General features: G+C 44.2%; 15 protein-coding genes. 13 read left to right on the forward strand and 2 right to left on the reverse strand.

The genetic code is table 11. From position 1 onward, the window contains the following. The first annotated feature begins 28 nt into the window (after positions 1–28). The 5 genes from RT422_RS04735 (at position 29) to gshB (ending at position 4,439) form a co-directional block, all read left to right on the forward strand. Positions 29–940, forward strand: a complete 912-nt coding sequence (locus RT422_RS04735) for an NAD-dependent epimerase/dehydratase family protein (protein ID WP_313421497.1) — start codon at positions 29–31, stop codon at positions 938–940. Between the two features lie 70 nt (positions 941–1,010). Continuing rightward, positions 1,011–1,943, forward strand: coding sequence for a hypothetical protein (locus tag RT422_RS04740; protein ID WP_313421498.1), 933 nt, complete (start codon positions 1,011–1,013; stop codon positions 1,941–1,943). A gap of 36 nt (positions 1,944–1,979) precedes the next feature. Continuing rightward, positions 1,980–2,702 (forward strand): orotate phosphoribosyltransferase, encoded by a 723-nt coding sequence (gene pyrE, locus RT422_RS04745; RefSeq protein ID WP_313421499.1) that lies wholly within the window; start codon positions 1,980–1,982, stop codon positions 2,700–2,702. Positions 2,703–2,829: 127 nt separating this feature from the next. Continuing rightward, complete coding sequence (locus tag RT422_RS04750) at positions 2,830–3,411, forward strand: hypothetical protein (RefSeq protein ID WP_313421500.1); 582 nt, start codon at positions 2,830–2,832, stop codon at positions 3,409–3,411. 53 nt (positions 3,412–3,464) lie between these two features. Next, positions 3,465–4,439, forward strand: coding sequence for a glutathione synthase (gene gshB / locus RT422_RS04755; RefSeq protein ID WP_313421501.1), 975 nt, complete (start codon positions 3,465–3,467; stop codon positions 4,437–4,439). Between the two features lie 71 nt (positions 4,440–4,510). On the opposite strand, the gene RT422_RS04760 is transcribed toward gshB, so the two are convergent. Continuing rightward, a complete protein-coding gene (locus RT422_RS04760; RefSeq protein WP_313421502.1) occupies positions 4,511–6,484 on the reverse strand; it encodes a PhoX family protein in 1,974 nt (657 codons plus the stop codon). A 346-nt stretch (positions 6,485–6,830) separates the two neighbouring features. Here RT422_RS04760 and murG point away from each other — a divergent pair, with 346 nt between their 5' ends. The 7 genes from murG (at position 6,831) to lpxC (ending at position 15,490) form a co-directional block, all read left to right on the forward strand. Continuing rightward, a complete protein-coding gene (murG, locus tag RT422_RS04765; protein ID WP_313421503.1) occupies positions 6,831–7,949 on the forward strand; it encodes an undecaprenyldiphospho-muramoylpentapeptide beta-N-acetylglucosaminyltransferase in 1,119 nt (372 codons plus the stop codon). Between the two features lie 147 nt (positions 7,950–8,096). After that, on the forward strand, positions 8,097–9,506 hold the full coding sequence (gene murC / locus RT422_RS04770; RefSeq protein ID WP_313421587.1) for a UDP-N-acetylmuramate--L-alanine ligase: 1,410 nt from the start codon (positions 8,097–8,099) through the stop codon (positions 9,504–9,506). Positions 9,507–9,741: 235 nt separating this feature from the next. Further along, complete coding sequence (locus RT422_RS04775; protein ID WP_095356141.1) at positions 9,742–10,665, forward strand: D-alanine--D-alanine ligase; 924 nt, start codon at positions 9,742–9,744, stop codon at positions 10,663–10,665. Positions 10,666–10,862: 197 nt separating this feature from the next. After that, positions 10,863–11,741 carry a cell division protein FtsQ/DivIB gene (locus RT422_RS04780; protein ID WP_282841839.1) on the forward strand — a complete coding sequence of 293 codons (879 nt, stop codon included), beginning with the start codon at positions 10,863–10,865 and terminating at the stop codon, positions 11,739–11,741. Positions 11,742–11,766: 25 nt separating this feature from the next. Then, the gene (gene ftsA, locus RT422_RS04785; RefSeq protein WP_313421504.1) at positions 11,767–13,047 is read left to right on the forward strand and encodes a cell division protein FtsA; all 1,281 of its coding nucleotides are present in this window, start codon (positions 11,767–11,769) and stop codon (positions 13,045–13,047) included. A gap of 149 nt (positions 13,048–13,196) precedes the next feature. After that, positions 13,197–14,417, forward strand: a complete 1,221-nt coding sequence (gene ftsZ / locus RT422_RS04790; protein WP_065253596.1) for a cell division protein FtsZ — start codon at positions 13,197–13,199, stop codon at positions 14,415–14,417. Between the two features lie 194 nt (positions 14,418–14,611). After that, on the forward strand, positions 14,612–15,490 hold the full coding sequence (gene lpxC / locus RT422_RS04795; protein WP_313421588.1) for a UDP-3-O-acyl-N-acetylglucosamine deacetylase: 879 nt from the start codon (positions 14,612–14,614) through the stop codon (positions 15,488–15,490). Positions 15,491–15,828: 338 nt separating this feature from the next. On the opposite strand, the gene RT422_RS04800 is transcribed toward lpxC, so the two are convergent. Further along, positions 15,829–16,317 (reverse strand): hypothetical protein, encoded by a 489-nt coding sequence (locus RT422_RS04800; protein ID WP_313421505.1) that lies wholly within the window; start codon positions 16,315–16,317, stop codon positions 15,829–15,831. A 191-nt stretch (positions 16,318–16,508) separates the two neighbouring features. Here RT422_RS04800 and RT422_RS04805 point away from each other — a divergent pair, with 191 nt between their 5' ends. Then, positions 16,509–17,204: a M23 family metallopeptidase gene (locus RT422_RS04805; protein WP_159675855.1), complete on the forward strand. Its 696-nt coding sequence runs from the start codon at positions 16,509–16,511 to the stop codon at positions 17,202–17,204. Positions 17,205–17,254: the final 50 nt, after the last annotated feature.

Raw genomic sequence — 17,254 nt, forward strand, 5'->3', positions numbered from 1 at the left:
TTTAATGCCATTCTCGATAGGTCATAGCATGATGCAAACCATTTTAATGATTGGACTGGGCAAAATTGGTTTACCAGTTGCTAAGCAATTAGCGCTGCAGGGGCATTGCGTGATTGGTGTCAGCCGCTCCACGCCGACAGATTTGGTTTTCTGTAACCCCATGACAGCCAAGCTGCCGCCTGACAGTGACAATCTATATCAGCAAAATCTACATTTTGTTGCCAGTGATGCGCGTACGTTAGCCATTGCGCAGCTAAGTCAATGGTCAAGCCAAATTAGCCAAATCTGCATTATTGTCAGTCCAGATACCTTGTCGCTACAAGGTTACCGTGACAGTTATTATGCGATTGCCGAGCATGTGGTGCGATTGGGTGACCATCTGCCAAACCTTAAGCGTGTGGTATTTATTTCTTCGACAGGCGTTTACGGACAAAACGCGGGCGAAATCATTGATATCAATACGCCTGTGTTCGCGCCAGCGAGTGCAACGTCTCAAGTGATTTTGCAGACTGAGCAGTTGTTGCAGCAGCACTTTGAAGATAAGAGCGTTATCATTCGTCCAAGTGGGATTTATGGGCAGTCACGGCTGCGTCTACTGACCATGGCAAAACAGTTAGCAGCGCAGTCGCCAAATATGGCGAGCGATTATCCGAGCAATACATGGACTAATCGTATTATGGATACAGATTTGGTGAGTATCATTGTCACTGTCATCAATGCCGGTCAAACCGTGCCAGTTTACTTGGCGACAGATAACGCGCCAGTCCCGCTCTATACTGTGCTAAACTATTTGGCGACTGCACAGGGCTTGAGCTTATCGCTGCCCTATATGGAGCCAACAACGGGCAAACGCATTATCACTAACTTGCCAGCTACTTGGTTCAACTACCCAGATTGGCAGTCAGGCTATCAGTATATTTTGTCGACTTTAGGCGATTAGTGATGGGTGGTGGGTTTCAACAAAAATTTTTCATCATTCACCTATCAGTGATTTTATAGCCGTGTATGCCATGACGTATTCCAACACCGAGCGCCAAGCCGCAAAAAACCAAGTTGTTAAAGACAAACACCAGCTACGCCATCCCAATGTGATGACTGAGGCAGAAAGATTGGCTTTGCCCGATCCTTGTCGCCCGATTGATAAGCGCGTCATACCCGCGCGTCACACCCTTGACGTCTATATGCAAAAACCGCTTTCATTGCCAGTGGCGGATACCAACAACATCACCGCTAGTGTAAAAGACGTTGCCAAGCCCTACACAATGAGGGATAACACAACAAAAATGGCGCAAAAAAATCCGCAAAGTCATCAACCTGACATGCTAGAGCAGTTACTATCTGAGCAAAGCATTGAGATGCGGCACTTTATCCAGCAGCAGCAACAGCAGGCCAATAGCAGCCAAAGCAAACACCCGTCATTGCATTTACCGTTATCTTTGTTGCCACAGCTCGTCAATGATAGTAGTATTTCACTGATGAAAGAGGTGATGGGTCAATACCCGCATTTAGCGATTATGAATACGCTTACAACATCCTTCTCACAGCAGACAGTGCAAAATTCCTGCGCACATCAAGCTAACGATGCCCCCAGTACACAGTCTGACGCAACCTATAACCAAGCGCTACTCAATATCGAAACCAAACTGTATCTGATGGGACAAATGTACCATCTTGCGCTTTGTGTGTTTTTGCTATGCCAATGCAAATCACGCAAATCACTCAACCCACAAATCACCTTGCAAGACTTGGCTGATGCTATCAATCAATACATCGAGACGCATCGCACGCAATTGCATTTTTTGACCCGGCATGACGATTTATATATCGAACCGAAGCATGTTGAGCTCGCCGCCATTGCCATGGATTGGCAAGTGGGTAAGCAAACAGCCATCAGCAAACGTACTATTACCATTAGCTCGCAAAACCCAATCACAGGCGGCTAATAGTATTTTTTAACTTGTTCTTTTTTGGAGTCGCGTATGTCCCAATCATCTCAAGCCCAAGCATCCCAAACCCAATCAGCTCAAACCCAAGCCGCTCACGCACCGCAGTTTATTCCTCAGCATTTTATTGAGGTGGCACTCAAAAATAACGTATTAAAATTTGGCGAATTTACCCTAAAATCAGGTCGTATAAGCCCGTATTTTTTTAATGCAGGTTTGTTATCAACAGGTGAGCTGTTGTCGGTGTTGGCAAATGGGTATGCGGATGCCCTTGCCAAGCAGCTACAATCTACCGATAGTAGCGATTTGGTGATTTTTGGGGCAGCATATAAAGGTATTCCGTTTGTGGCGGCGACCGCGCAAGCACTATGGAACAATCACCAAATCAATGCCGATTGGGGCTACAACCGCAAAGAAGCCAAAGACCACGGGGAAGGCGGTATGCTGGTTGGCGCCGATCTCAAAGGCAAATCGGTTTGGGTGATTGATGATGTGATGACCGCGGGTACGGCGATGCGCGAAGTCGTAGCACTCCTAGAAAAATCAGAGGCCAAAGTCGCGGGGATTATCGTTGCGCTAGATCGTAAAGAAAAAGGTCAAAGCGAACAATCTGCCATTCAAGAATTGGCGCAAAGCCTCAATGTACCGGTACTTGCCTTGGTCACGATGGATGACATTACCGAGTATGTCGCCAAAAATGGCACGCAGGAGGAACTTGCCAAAATGCAAGCCTACCGCGAGCAATACGGCGTTCAATAAGCGGTTGCCATCATCCTGAGTGATAATTGTTTAACAAGATAGTTTTTTACATCATGTTATATAAACATCATCACCCAACCCCGTTAACCATAGATTATTTTTAAATTAACCATTGAAGAGGACGGCTATGTTGACAAAAGCCTTGCCCACCACACTAACAACGGCACACCTTTTGCGTGTCGGCACTGCACTTACCTTATCGGCAATATTATTTGCGCTTGCAGGTTGTAGTAGTATTAATGAACTGATGGCAGAGGGTAGCAAACCGCCTGCAATTGTCAATGTGGCAACTGACCAGCAGCCGTTTTATGATGCGTTAAATAGTCTTATCTTGCCGCCAAAATCGCCGCAAGCTGCGCCACAAGGCATTGCCGATGGTCCTTATAATGGCGTGATGCCAGAAGGGGAGCAATTTACCACCTTTGTGAAAAATGGTTATTTTGATGAATTTTTGGTGGTCTACTACCCAAACTTTGTGACCCAGCTTCGCACCGATTTGGTTAACGGTTTATATCATGGTTGGGTGACGTATCGATTGTCCGATAGCCGTATCAAACAAAAAGTGTTGTTCCGTCAGGGTGGGGTACAAGAAGCGATTGTTTACAACCAAGCGGGAAATCCTGAATACCATTTTTGGTTTACCAATGAACAACCGACCAGCGGTATGCGCTACGATAACAATGGCAATGCGGTCGAATCGATGTTTTAATAGCAAAATGAACAATTGATAAAATTGAACAAGCATACTAACAAGGATACTAAATGAAACCATTGAATTTTCTGATCGTCATGGACGATATCCACACCATCAACTACAAAAAAGATACCACGCTTGCGATGCTGTGGGCGATTGCAGATCGTGGTCACACGGCGCATTATTGCCAAATTCACGATTTGTGGCTCGATAATGGCGCATTGCAAATTGATAGCCAGTCGCTCACAACGTTTAAAGACCCTGCGCATTTTTATGAGCTGGGTGAAAAAACCACGCAGCCTGCTACGGCGTTTGACGTCATCTTGATGCGTAAAGACCCGCCGTTTGACATGCAGTTTTTGTATAGCCTGTACTTGCTAGAATACGCTCAGCGAGCAGGTGTATTGGTGGTCAACAACCCAGAAAGCGTACGTGACTGTAACGAAAAACTGTTTGCGACGCAATTTCCTGAGCTGATGACACCGACGATTGTGACCAACAAACAAACCCATATCCGTGATTTTATCAAAACCCACCAAGATGTCATCGTCAAACCACTTGATGGTATGGGGGGAATGGGTATTTTTCGTCTGACCGCCGATAGCCCTAATATCGGCTCAACCCTTGAGATGCTAACCCAGCTTGAAAGCTTGCCTGTGATGGCGCAAAAATACTTGCCCGAAATCAAGGACGGCGATAAACGCATTTTAATTGTCGGTGGTAAGCCCGTGGATTATTGCTTGGCGCGTATCCCAAGCCAAGGCGAAACGCGCGGTAATCTAGCCGCAGGTGGTCGTGGGGTCGCCATGCCACTGTCAGCGCAAGAGCGCCAAGTTGCTGAGCAAGTGGCGCCTGTGCTACTACAAAAAGGCTTGTACTTTGTCGGACTTGATGTGATTGGTGGTAAAGTGACAGAGATTAACGTGACTAGCCCCACCTGTGTGCGTGAGATTGACGACCAATGCGGCACGCATATCGCAGAGGATTTTATTGCGTTTATTGAATCGCATATTGAAACCCATATTGAAACGCAAATTCACTAGCTGTCATTGCCAAAGCAAAATAACAAACCCAGTCAATGACTGGGTTTTTTATATCATCGCTTGGCAGGGTATTAAGCTTTAAACGCCAAATAACCCACCGCAGCACTGTAGCCATCTTTGAAGTTTTGGTTAATGAGCGGGCGAACTGCTGTCTCAACGGCGGGGACAAATGTCATATCACCTGGGTGTTGGAAGTTTGACATGATATAAGTATAGCCATTGACTTCATCAACCGCGTGTAGACCCGTAGACTCAGCCCCTGCTGGTGTTGACAAGATACGCGCTAATTTTTTGGTATCAACATTGTATGCCCAAAGATAGTTGTTAACGTGGTAACCAGAGTCTTCACCGATAAATAAGGTACGCATTTTTTCAGAGAATTTTAGGTTGTCGGGGCAAGAGATTTTGTCAATGTTAGATGTATTACCGAGCGCATCTTTGGTAATATCTTCCCCTGCTAAGCCTTCAGGTACATACATACGGGTAGAGACCCACTCAGAGTTAATCGCTTTACCATTGTTATCAACCTGACCGCCTTTAAGCTCATGGGCATACACCGCGCCTGATTTTAGCTGAGCCACTTTGACATCGTACTCGTCTGTGGTCATGGATTTTTCAATGCGCGACATGGCAGAGTAGGCAATTTTATCCTTGATATTGACCGTGGTGCCTTCCATTTTGGTAAACGCCATTGACGCACCTTGCAGCGCTGCGTAGCGGTGGGTTTCTAAAAATGCAGCCGCTTGGGTGAGTTTGTCTGCCGGTAATTTGCTATTTGGCGCAAGTTTTACCCAGTTACTTGCCCCGTCATAGCCGATTTTTTTGTAAGAGGTATCATTGGGGTCAGTGTATTTGACATCCATGATATCGGTTGGTACTACCGTATTGGCTAAGGCTTCGATTTCAGCGCTGGTCGCATGTCCCAAATGAATCCATTTGATGCTAAAATCGCTGGCAGCCGCAGGGCTGCCTTTGGCTGACGTTTGGCTGATTTTGGCAACATAGAGGTTACCTGCAGACAGGTCAGCTGCTTTATCGGCAACAAACATGAATAAACCACTGTTAGTGAAGTCATCACCCATCAACGCAGTACGTTGGTCAGGCATGACTTGAATCAGTTCGTGAGAGGTACGACCTAGATTGAAATGTTTTTTCGCGATACCAGACCCATCCGCATTGACTACGATTTCTGGTATATGACCATAGTGGTATGGGTTTGCTTTGGTTTCATCACCGTATAAGTTTTTACTAAATGCTTTAAATTGGGCGCTGCTTTTAGCCATGAAAGCGTCTGGTTCATACTCTTCTGATGACAAATGCGTATTCCATGGTGAGAGAGATGCACCACAAGTAATCCATAACCCATACACTTTTGACATATCCACGTTGTGGTATTTGACGACTTTGAGTTCGCCTGTTTGTGGGTTTTGGTCAAGCGTCACTACCGCAATGGGTGAAGGTAGTGTACCGTAAGTATTGCTGCCTGCTTGGTCTTTACTTGTATATTCAAACTGCACTACCGCAAATACGGTATTACCTGTTACCCCTGCCACGCGCGCGCCTTTAACTGTCAATAATGAAGAACCATCGGGGCAATCAGAGAAAAACTGGCGCGTAGAGGCTAGCACTGAGCTATCCATGATAGGCTTGTTATAGATATCAAAATAGCCGCCTGCAATGATGTCATTACCCTTTAAGTCTTTTAATTTATCGCCTGTTTTAAAAAACGGTTGGTACTGCAGCTTATAGTCAGTCGTGGTATTGTCATCAAAGGTTGCTTTTAGCTTTGAATCCACATACACCGTTGCCATATTGGCGGGATTTGATAAATTTGGTGCAGCCATACCGACAAATTCAGTCGCTTTAATGGTTTTTTGTGTATTATTGAGTATGCCTGCTGTGCTATTAGTATCACTATCACTATCACAACCTGTTAATAAGGTGGCAACAGAGCCTGTGGCAAGTGGCAACGCAGGCACCCCTGCCAAAAAACGAATGACATTACGGCGGCTAATGGTTTGGTTTAATTGATTAACTTCAGTCATGAGTGAATTCCTTGCTGATAGCAGTTAGCAGTTGGCTACGAAATAAATTTTATTGAAATAATGCAGAAACAATTATGCTGAGTATGGTAAAGGGGATATGTGACAGTGGCTTGACTGATTCATGACAGAACGGTTACAACTAATCAGCCGCTTTGAATATAAAGCGATAGGATGGCTGCAAAATCTTGGTAGTACTTAGCAATTCAAGCGATTTACTTTATTATTGGGTGAAATAATGCTATGATTTTGCCATTTTTATGGTGATTGTTTTTCCCGATAGACGGTCAGTCATACGGGGTTTTTTAATCCCCACCTCACCTAGATTGGATTGGTCAAGGATAATAAGATGAGTGAGCCAACGATGCAAAAACCGCGCGTGCTGATGATGGCAGCAGGCACGGGTGGGCATGTGTTTCCCGCGATTGCGGTGGCTCAAGCGTTACAACAATCAGGTGCCCAAGTGCATTGGCTCGGCACCCTAGTCGGTATGGAAAATGAGTTACTACAACATTACGACTTTACCTACCATGCCATCAATATGCAGGGGTTACGCGGTAACGGTATCAAACGCTTATTTAAAGCCCCGTCAACCTTACTCAAAGCAACATTAGCGGCTATCAAAATTATCAAAACCAATAAAATCGACATCGTGGTAGGGTTTGGTGGTTATGTGACCGCACCCGGCGGATTGGCCGCAAAATTTTGTAAAATACCAATTTTAATTCATGAACAAAATGCCATCGCAGGCATGAGTAATAACTATCTATCTAAGCTTGCTAATCAAGTGTTAGAAGCCTTCCCAAATACCTTCACCGAACTACCTTCTAATAAAGTGATGACAGTGGGCAACCCCGTACGCGAGGCTATTGTACAAGTACCGCCACCAAAAGCCCGTATCAATGTCAATGATACCAGTCCTTTAAAGCTATTGGTCATTGGCGGTTCTCTGGGTGCTCAGGCATTAAATAATCATATCGCGCCCACGCTAAAAAAATTAGAAAGTATGCCAGACTCCAAGCCATGGCAAGTGCGGCATCAATGTGGTAAAAACAACCAAGAGGCTACCCAAGCGGTATATAGCGAAGCACAACTCCAATCAACCCAGTATGAGATTTTGCCATTTGTCAAAGATATGGCAGAAGCATACAGCTGGGCAGATGTGATTGTCTGCCGTGCTGGGGCGCTGACGGTCACAGAAGTTGCCACGGTTGGATTGCCTGCGGTGTTTGTGCCGCTGCCCCATGCAGTCGATGATCACCAAACGGCCAATGCCAAAACCCTATCAGAACATGGCGCCGCGTTTTTAATGCCGCAAAAAGAATTAACGGCAGAGAGTTTAAGTGCTATTTTAGCCAAGCTCGACCGTCATCAAATCTTAGCGATGGCAGAAAAAGCACGTGAATTTGCCAAACCCAATGCCACACAGCTGGCTGCCGATGCCATTTTATCCCAGTTAAAACCTTAATTATTTTTACAACTTATAAGTCATTTATCATTGAGCCTGTCTATGTCAAAATCAGCCAAAACTGCCACTGCCCAATCTACTGAAAAACCTGAAAAAACCAAAACTGTCACCAAAAAAATTACCAAGCGTGTGGTCGAAATTCCAGAGATGCGTCGTATTCGCCACGTGCATTTTGTCGGTATTGGTGGGGCAGGGATGTGCGGTATTGCCGAAGTCGTCCATAATCATGGCTATATGGTTAGCGGTTCAGACATCAAACAAAGCCCAGTGACCGACCGTTTGACCCAAATGGGCATTCAAGTGTTTATCGGGCATGATTCCAAAAACATCAGTGAAGCCGATGTGGTCGTGGTGTCATCAGCCATTGATCATACCAATCCAGAAATCCAAGCCGCCTTGTCAGGACGTATTCCTGTGGTACGCCGCGCCGATATGCTAGGTGAGCTGATGCGTTACCGTCATGGTATTGCAGTAGCGGGTGCGCATGGCAAGACCACCACCACTAGCCTGCTTACCATGATTTTAACCGAAGCGGGTTTGGATCCTACTTATGTGATTGGTGGTAAACTTAACGCCTCAGGCAAAAACGCGTCATTAGGTCAAAGCCGTTATTTGGTGGCGGAAGCGGATGAGTCAGATGCGTCGTTTTTATCGCTGCGTCCGATGGCAGCGATTGTCACCAATATCGACCAAGACCATATGGAAACCTATGGCGGCAGTTTTGATAAACTAAAAGCCGCGTATGTGCAGTTTTTACAGAATATGCCGTTTTATGGGTTGGCAGTATTGTGCGGTGATGACAAAGAGTTATACGGACTGATTGATAAAATCGCACGTCCTGTGTTGACTTATGGGTTGGAAAAACATAACGATGTGCAAGCCATTGATGTGGTGGCAGATGGCACCAAAACCCATTTTACCGTACTGCGTAAAGACCGTGAGCCACTGCCGATTACTTTGAACATTCCTGGCATTCATAATGTCTATAACGCCTTAGCGGCTATCACCATCTCCACCGATGAAGGTGTCAGTGATGAAGCCATTTGTCAAGCGGTCAAAAAATTTGCCGGCGTGGGCAGACGTTTTGAAAACAATGGTAACTACCCTGTGAAAGATGGCGCAGGCGATGTGCTATTGATTGACGACTATGGTCACCACCCAACTGAAGTGGCAATGACCATCAAAGCGGCTCGCCAAAGCTATCCCGATCGCCGCTTGGTGATGATTTTCCAGCCTCACCGTTTTACCCGTACCCGTGATTGCTTCGATGATTTTGTGGACGTATTGTCACAAGTCGATGTGTTGATGCTACTTGATGTGTATAGCGCAGGTGAAGCCGTGATTGAAGGCGCGGATAGTCGCAGCCTTGCCCGTACCATCCGTACTCGCGGACAAGTTGAGCCAATTATGCTGAACATCAATGACATGGATCAAATCCGTCAGGTGCTAGGTAGTATGTTAAAAGCCAATGATTTGCTGATTACCCAAGGGGCGGGTAACGTGGGTCAACTCTGTCTAGATTTGGCAAAAAATAATTTATTTCTAGCGGATAAGTAACCGTTTGATTGAACAACCGCTTGATTGAAAAGCACGCGGTAAACGGCTATGAAACTAAGATATTGAAAAGCTGTTGTAGCTTGCCCATGCTGCCAGCAGGCGATTATTTTATAAGTGAAAAAAAATTACTAAACCATACCCATACTATTGCTAAGTCATAGCCAAGCAATAGTTTAAAAATTTGTGTGAAATAATTATAGCAATAAATCCGGTTAACAAAAGATTAGGAATCAATATGTCAGAGCTTATCGATGTCAAACAATTTGGTAAAGTGGCGGTCGTCTGTGGGGGCTGGAGTGCCGAGCGTGAGGTGTCACTGACGAGTGGTCAAGCTGTGCTTGATGCGCTACTCGCTAAAGGCGTGGATGCCCATCACTTTGACCCCAAAGAAACAGATATCTCAAAACTGCGCGACTATGACCGCGTATTTAATGTGTTGCATGGCACTTTTGGCGAAGATGGCAGCCTGCAAGGGGTGCTAGACGGCTTTAATATTCCGTATACCGGTTGTGGTGTGTTAGCCTCTGCAATTGCCATGGATAAGTTTCGCAATCGCCTAGTTTGGCAAGCGTTAGATTTACCAAACGTACCTTACGTCGTGCTTGATGACAATACCGATTTTACCGCTATCGAACAGCAGCTAGGTTTGCCGCTGTTTGTCAAACCCGCCGCCGAAGGCAGTAGTGTCGGCGTCTTTAAAATTAAAGAAGCGGGCGAGCTTGCCAAGACCTACCCACAGCTCAAACAATACCACGGCGCTATTTTGGCAGAAAAAGCCATCACAGGCGGTGAGTATGCTTGCTCAATCCTCGGTGACGAGGTGTTGCCCAGTATTCGCATCATCCCAACCACTGAGTTTTATGACTACGAAGCCAAATACAATCGTGATGATACCGTCTACCAATGCCCATCAGATTTGAGCGAGGCGCAAGAACAAACCATGCAACAAATTGCAAGAAAAGCATTTGCCGCAATTGGGGGCAAAGGTTGGTCACGCGTGGATTTTTTACGAGATGACGAAGGCACGCTATATCTGCTTGAACTCAATACGGTGCCCGGCATGACCAGTCATAGTCTGGTGCCGATGGCAGCAAAAGCGCGTGGCATGGATTTTGCGACGCTATGCGTACGTATCTTAGAACAAACGTTGAGCGAATAAGTCGTTTTCGTTTATATTTGTTTACAAAAAAAGTACTTGAATTGTCTAGAAGCGTATTATCTATTTACCATTCATTTCATTGAATTTGCTATGATATGCTTCTAAGCATAAATCCTTGTAATATTTTTAGTTATTGTGATTTTTGTTGTTGAGATTTTAGTAATTAATAATTTTAGACCGAGTTATGATTGGTCAATATGGCAAATTCATTTGTGGCAACTGCTTCTCTAGATACTACGCTCCCTAATCGCTTTCATCAGCTGCTGCCAAAGTTGTTAATGCTTGGCGTTGTGTTATTGTTGCTGATATTAGCGGCTTTGGCGATTAATGTGTTCAATAAATTACCCAATGCAGCCATCAGTTTGCAGCATAAAGGGTTAAATACCCAGCAAACCCTGCAGCTTCAGCAATTATTGGGCGAAAAAGCAGACACAAATTTACTCAAGGCTGATTTGCAAAGCTATGTGGCAAAACTTGAGACAGTAGATTGGGTAGGGCAAGCCGATGTGCGCCGCGATTGGCAACAAGGTATTGTGGTCAATGTAGTACCGCGCCAAGCCGTTGCCAAGTTTGGTAGTGAGCGTTTAGTCGATGCCAATGGCATGGTATTTAAACCTGCCGATAGCAATGACCTAAATAATACCAGCCTAATGCAGCTACAAGGCGATAGCCAAAATGCCATTGTGATGATGCAGCAAATCAAGCAAGTCAGTGATTGGTTTATGCCACTGGGTATAAAAATTGAAGAAGTCATTGTAACGCCCAGAATGGCATGGCTATTTCGTTTTGATAACGGACTTCGGGTACTGGTTGATAATGACAATACCTCAGAAAAACTGTATCGACTGAGCATCATGTTACAAAATCAGCTTAAACCACAGCTTAAAACGCTGCAAACGGTGGATTTACGCTATAAAAATGGCATGGCAATTACCAAACGACCTATGATACAGCAAGCCAGTGATACAACTGTCGTTAATGCCAAATCGGCTGATACTAAACCGGTGACCGATGCCAACTCAACAACCGATTCAAAAACTGAAGCCTTAAAAACGCCAGCCTACCCCAGCCATTAGGTGAAATATAATTTTGTAGTGTTCTATGAAAAAGCCAGATCTGATCGTCGTCGTCCACCTAAGTGCTACTGCTATTCATACTGTGATTGGGCAAATCCACAGTGCGCAAGATATTCGTATTATCGGTTTATCTACTGTCAAAAATCATGATTTCTCGCAAGGTACCATTCGCCACCGCGAACGCCTAAAATCTGCCATCAAACAATCTATTCAAAACGCTGAAGACATGGCAAATTGCCGTGTCAACAGTGTTTGGCTGAGCTTTTCTACCCCAGATTTGCAAAGCGTCAATAGTGTGGGCGAAGTCAAAATCAAACACGATATCGTACAAGCCAAAGACGTGGTTGCCGCGCTAACCCAAGCCAAAAATAAACATCTTACAGATGATTTGTATTTGATGCATTATGCCCAGCAAGGTATTGCTTTAGATGGCAATGCTGAGATGATTGATGATGCGATTGGCATGCAAGCAAGTGACTTGATGGTGCTCTATCATCTGATGATGATGCCCGTCAAAGGTCGCCAAAATTTACAGCAACTGCTGCAAGAATGTGATGTCAGTATCGACCAAATGCTATTTGATGCGGTATCTACCGCCGAATACGGCCTATTGCCTGAAGAAAAATACCATGGCGTATGTCTGATTGATATTGGGGCATCTACCACCAGTGTCTGCGTTTACCGTGAGGATAAGCTGATTTATACCCATTGTTTTGCCGAAGGCGGACATCACGCGACACTGGATATCTCTATGCTGCTAGACGTCACCATTGCTGAAGCAGAGAATATGAAAAAATCCCAAGCCAATGTTGATCGTCATGGGATTGACTCAAGCCAATTTTTTACCATCAAGCGCTCACAGCATGACGATGAAAAAACCATTAATATGCTTGAGCTACTTGAAGTCACTGAAGCTCGCTATATCAGTATTTTAGGCAATATTAAAAGAGAGCTGGATAAAGAGGGGCTAAGTGATTTTTTACAGCAAGGGTATGTGATCACGGGCGGTGGTGCTGAAATGCGCGGATTATTGCCATTGGCCAAAAAAATCTTTGCCAATAAAGTAAACAAGGTCAATCAACACGCAGCGATTTCTGCCTACACCCAATATGGTGATGATGACAAGCTTCGCACCATTGCGACGATGATTGGTGAGCGTAAATACCAAACCGCGTTTGGCACACTGTTATATAGTCAAAGTGAGGCATTTCATCATAGCGAGAAAAGCTCACCCGACTCTTTGCAGGTTCAGCCCATGCGAGAAAAACTCAAAATTGTGAATAAATTTTTTGGTAAATTTTTCTAAAAAAGAGATGTTTAGTATTTTAAGAGTGCTCATGTTATGATTGACTCTAAAATCCACTAATTGTGTAATGATTTATTTGATATTTAATTTAATATGTTTGCTATTTATGCTGCTCAAGCCTACTTGACAGTATACGGAGATTCTCAATTATGGAAGCGAAGTTTAGTATTGTACAAGATCACACTGATACATTTGCCGATTCAGCCCGTTTAACCGTCATCGGTGTCGGCGGTGGCGGTGGGAATGCCGTTGAAACCATGGTACAAAATGGTGTAAAAGGCATTACCTTTGTCTGTGCCAACACTGATAGACAAGCGCTTGACCGCCTGTCAGCGCCTAATAAAATCCAGCTCGGTATCAAAAATAACAACCGCGGCTTGGGGGCAGGTGCCAATCCAGAAGTGGGTCGTGAAGCAGCTGAGAGCGATGAAGAACAAATTCGCCAATTGCTAGAAAATTCTGACATGGTATTTATTACCGCAGGTATGGGCGGTGGTACAGGTACAGGCGCTGCGCCAGTCATCGCCAGACTAGCCAAAGAGCTGGGCGTGTTGACCGTTGCGGTGGTGACCATGCCATTTACCTTTGAAGGTGGCAGACGCAATAAAGTGGCTAGAGAAGGTATTGAGCAGCTTTCTAACTTTGTCGACTCCATCATCACTATCCCTAACGATAAATTGATGACAGTGTATGGCAAAATCTCTATGAAAGATGCCTTCAAAAAAGCCGATGAAGTCTTACTTCAAGCGGTGCAAGGTATCTCTAATATGATTTCAAAAGATGGTTTTATTAACATCGACTTTAACGATATTCGCACGGCAATGACTTCCCGAGGCCATGCGATGATGGGTATCGGTAAAGGCAGTGGTGAAGACCGCGCTGAGATCGCTGCCGAAAAAGCCATCAAAAGCCCATTACTTGACAACTTATTACTTAAAAATGCCAAAGGTCTCTTGGTCAACGTGGTGGCTAGCTCAGACTTCAATTTTGAAGAGCAAGAGCGCATCACCCAAAAAGTGCATAGCTTGGTGGATATTGATGAAGCCAACATCTTCTATGGCGTGGTATTTGATGAAGACATGGGCGATGAAATCCAAGTGACCGTGGTGGCAACAGGTCTTACACTAGATAATACCCCAAAGCATACAACTAGAGATTTTGTCTCAGATGCCTCTAGCACCCACAAAGTAGAAGCAGGCACGCATGAACCTGCGTATGCGGCACGCCGTGATATACCACAACCCATCCCTGCACCTCAGCCACCTGTACAGCAAGCTATTGAGCCTGCGCCAGCGCAACCGCAATCATCGCAGCCACAACGCACAGGCAACAGTATTCAAGATTATCTACGTCGTCAGCAAAATCGCTAAAATACCGTATGACTTTTAACAGCCTCACACCTTAATCGTTGTGGGGTTTTTTTATCACTGGAGTCAATCATAAAGGTCGATAAAATCAATCAAGCATCACTATGATGTGGAAAGGGACAATGGTAGAATAGCCAAATGTAACAAATTATATCAACCTAGCTTTGGCTAAGGATGAATGCAATCTACTAGGGGGCATTATGCAGCAGCGTACTATTCAACAACCCATCAATCTTGAAGGCATCGGCTTACATAGTGGTAACCCTGTACACCTGCGCTTTTCTCCTGCACCCATTGATTATGGGATTCAATTTTTACGTAGTGATATAGCAGATGCACAGCCCATTCCCGCTATCTATCATGCGGTAACCGATACCATGATGTCCTCAAATCTCACCAATGAGTTAGGTCAGCGCATTGGGACAGTCGAGCATTTGATGAGTGCCATCGCTGCGCTTCAAATTGATAATTTACAAATCGAAGTGTCCGCCCCTGAAATTCCAATCATGGATGGTAGTGCCATCGAATTTGTGAAGGTATTGCAACAAGCGGGTATTGCCGAGCAAACGTCTGCCAAACGCTATATTCAGGTGTTGCAACCAATTGAGGTTCGCGTGGAGGATAAAGTTGCAGGCTTTCGTCCCTACGATAGATTTGTATTAGATTTTCAAATTGACTTTAATCACCCTGCGTTTAATGGCTCACATCAAAAGTTTAAATTGGATTTTAATGAAGGCAATTTTATCGAGCATATTGCCAAAGCGCGCACATTCGGCTTTTTAAAAGATATTGAATACCTAAAAAGCAATAACTTAGGGCTGGGGGGTAGTATGCGAAACGCCATTGTTTTAGATGATAGTGGCGTACTTAATCCTGAAGGGTTACGCTTTGACGATGAATTTGTGCGCCATAAAGTACTAGATGCGATTGGTGACTTATACCTTGCCGGTCACCAAATTTTGGGTGAATTTTACGCTTACAAGTCAGGGCATGCACTCAATAATAAATTATTACAGGCTTTATTTAGTGATGAAAATAAATATAAAGTTGTAACAAAGCATAACAATGTTAACTAGATTTATTTAACTTTATTAATTTTATTGTGTATTTTTACTAATCAGAAAACTTTACCTATTGTTTGATTAGTAACATTTTTTCATCAAGAAGTTATCATTTTATTACACTAATTAAACCCAACCATTCAATTTTATCATTTGATTTCTGGATATCTTTTTTTAGCCACTAGTTACTATAAGCGCCGTAAAAATAAAAAAAAAGATATCTTCATCTAGCCTATTAATTGTAAATTTTTTTATAGTTTTTTACTTTCACTTGCACAATCCATTAATGCATTGATAAATCTTGCGATATCAGCAACATAATTTACATAAAATTACATTGTAACTTGGCTGCTTTAGTCTTCTATCAGTTTTTGTAACGCTGTTCTAAGCGGCTCGTTATCCGTGACAAGGTCACATAGCTGTGTTATATTTCGCTTCGTAGATTCGCTTAGCTCACAATTTTTTACACTGCTAACACTGTGGTTACAATGTAAATCTGACATTTGCAAGCCATGAATAGGTTTGACAATCACCACGCGAAAACGTAACTGATTGAATTGATGAAAATTGTTGTCGAACGCTTGCAGGGTTAACAGTAGGTGCTGCTGGTTGTAATTAAGGTGATTGGCAAGGGTATGACTGGTCGTACTCACCACAAGCCTAAACGACTCACAAGCAATCACTTGTAAACTTGCTAAGATTTCCTCAGTCAACACGTTTTGCCAAGCGCTGCGAACATCATCCGTCAATTGCTGTAATTGCTGCAGCTTTTTTTGAAACGGTAATTGATAGTTGGCAAGGCGCTCAGTGCGAGAAGCAAGATGGTTGGTTGGTTTTTTCATAGTCAATGAGCAGTGTGGTGGGTAGTTAAGCGACAAAAATTTTGATTTAGTCTTAGTATTGGGTCTTAGTGTTAGTGTAGGTGATTTTAAGACCAAGTTATAGTGAATTAAATCTTGCCAATGCGCTAAAGCAGCGTTCACATGACATTGGCACAGGGTTTAATAGCATAAGGTTTAACAAAGGATAAAAGATGAAGTTAGCTCTAATCGCATTGCCAGTTGTTGCTTTAACCACAATGAGTGTTGCACAAGCTCAAATTCTATCGATTACCAATGCCGGTAAAACCAGTCAAGTTATTGTCCGTGAAGATGATGGTGAAGATTATTATCTGCCTTCAGACGCCGTCAATGCCGCTATCAAAAATCTAAGCCAGCAAACCCAGCAAAAAGAAGACCGCCTCGCAAGTTTAGCACAAAAGCTATCGACTCAGCCAACCACCATTATCAACATGCCGGCAATGGGCAGCTATGCAGGTAATGGCATGTTGACCGTACGTCCGATTGCTTCATCTGCGCGTATGAGTTCAGGTTTTGGCTATCGTATCCACCCGGTCACTGGTAAATCAAAGTTTCATAAAGGGATGGACTTTGCTGCTCCCATTGGCACCCCTATTTATGCCACCGGTAATGGTGTGGTGACTTTCTCAGGTTGGGGTACAGGGTATGGTCGTTATGTTGAAGTGGATCATGGCAACGGTACTGTCACGCGTTACACACATACCTCTGCAAACTATGTTAACGTTGGCGATACGGTGTATGCAAACCAGCAAATCGCGGCAGTAGGCAACACGGGTCGTTCAACAGGCGCCCACTTACATTATGAAGTGCGCCAAAATGGTCAAGCCATCAATCCACAAACTTACTTAGCAATGGCGCCAGCGCGTTAATCGTGACACTATCTCGGTATAAAAAAACTGGCTTATATGCCAGTTTTTTA

The sequence above is a fragment of the Moraxella sp. CTOTU49803 genome (assembly GCF_032097965.1).
GTDB classification, from domain to species: domain Bacteria; phylum Pseudomonadota; class Gammaproteobacteria; order Pseudomonadales; family Moraxellaceae; genus Faucicola; species Faucicola tetraodonis.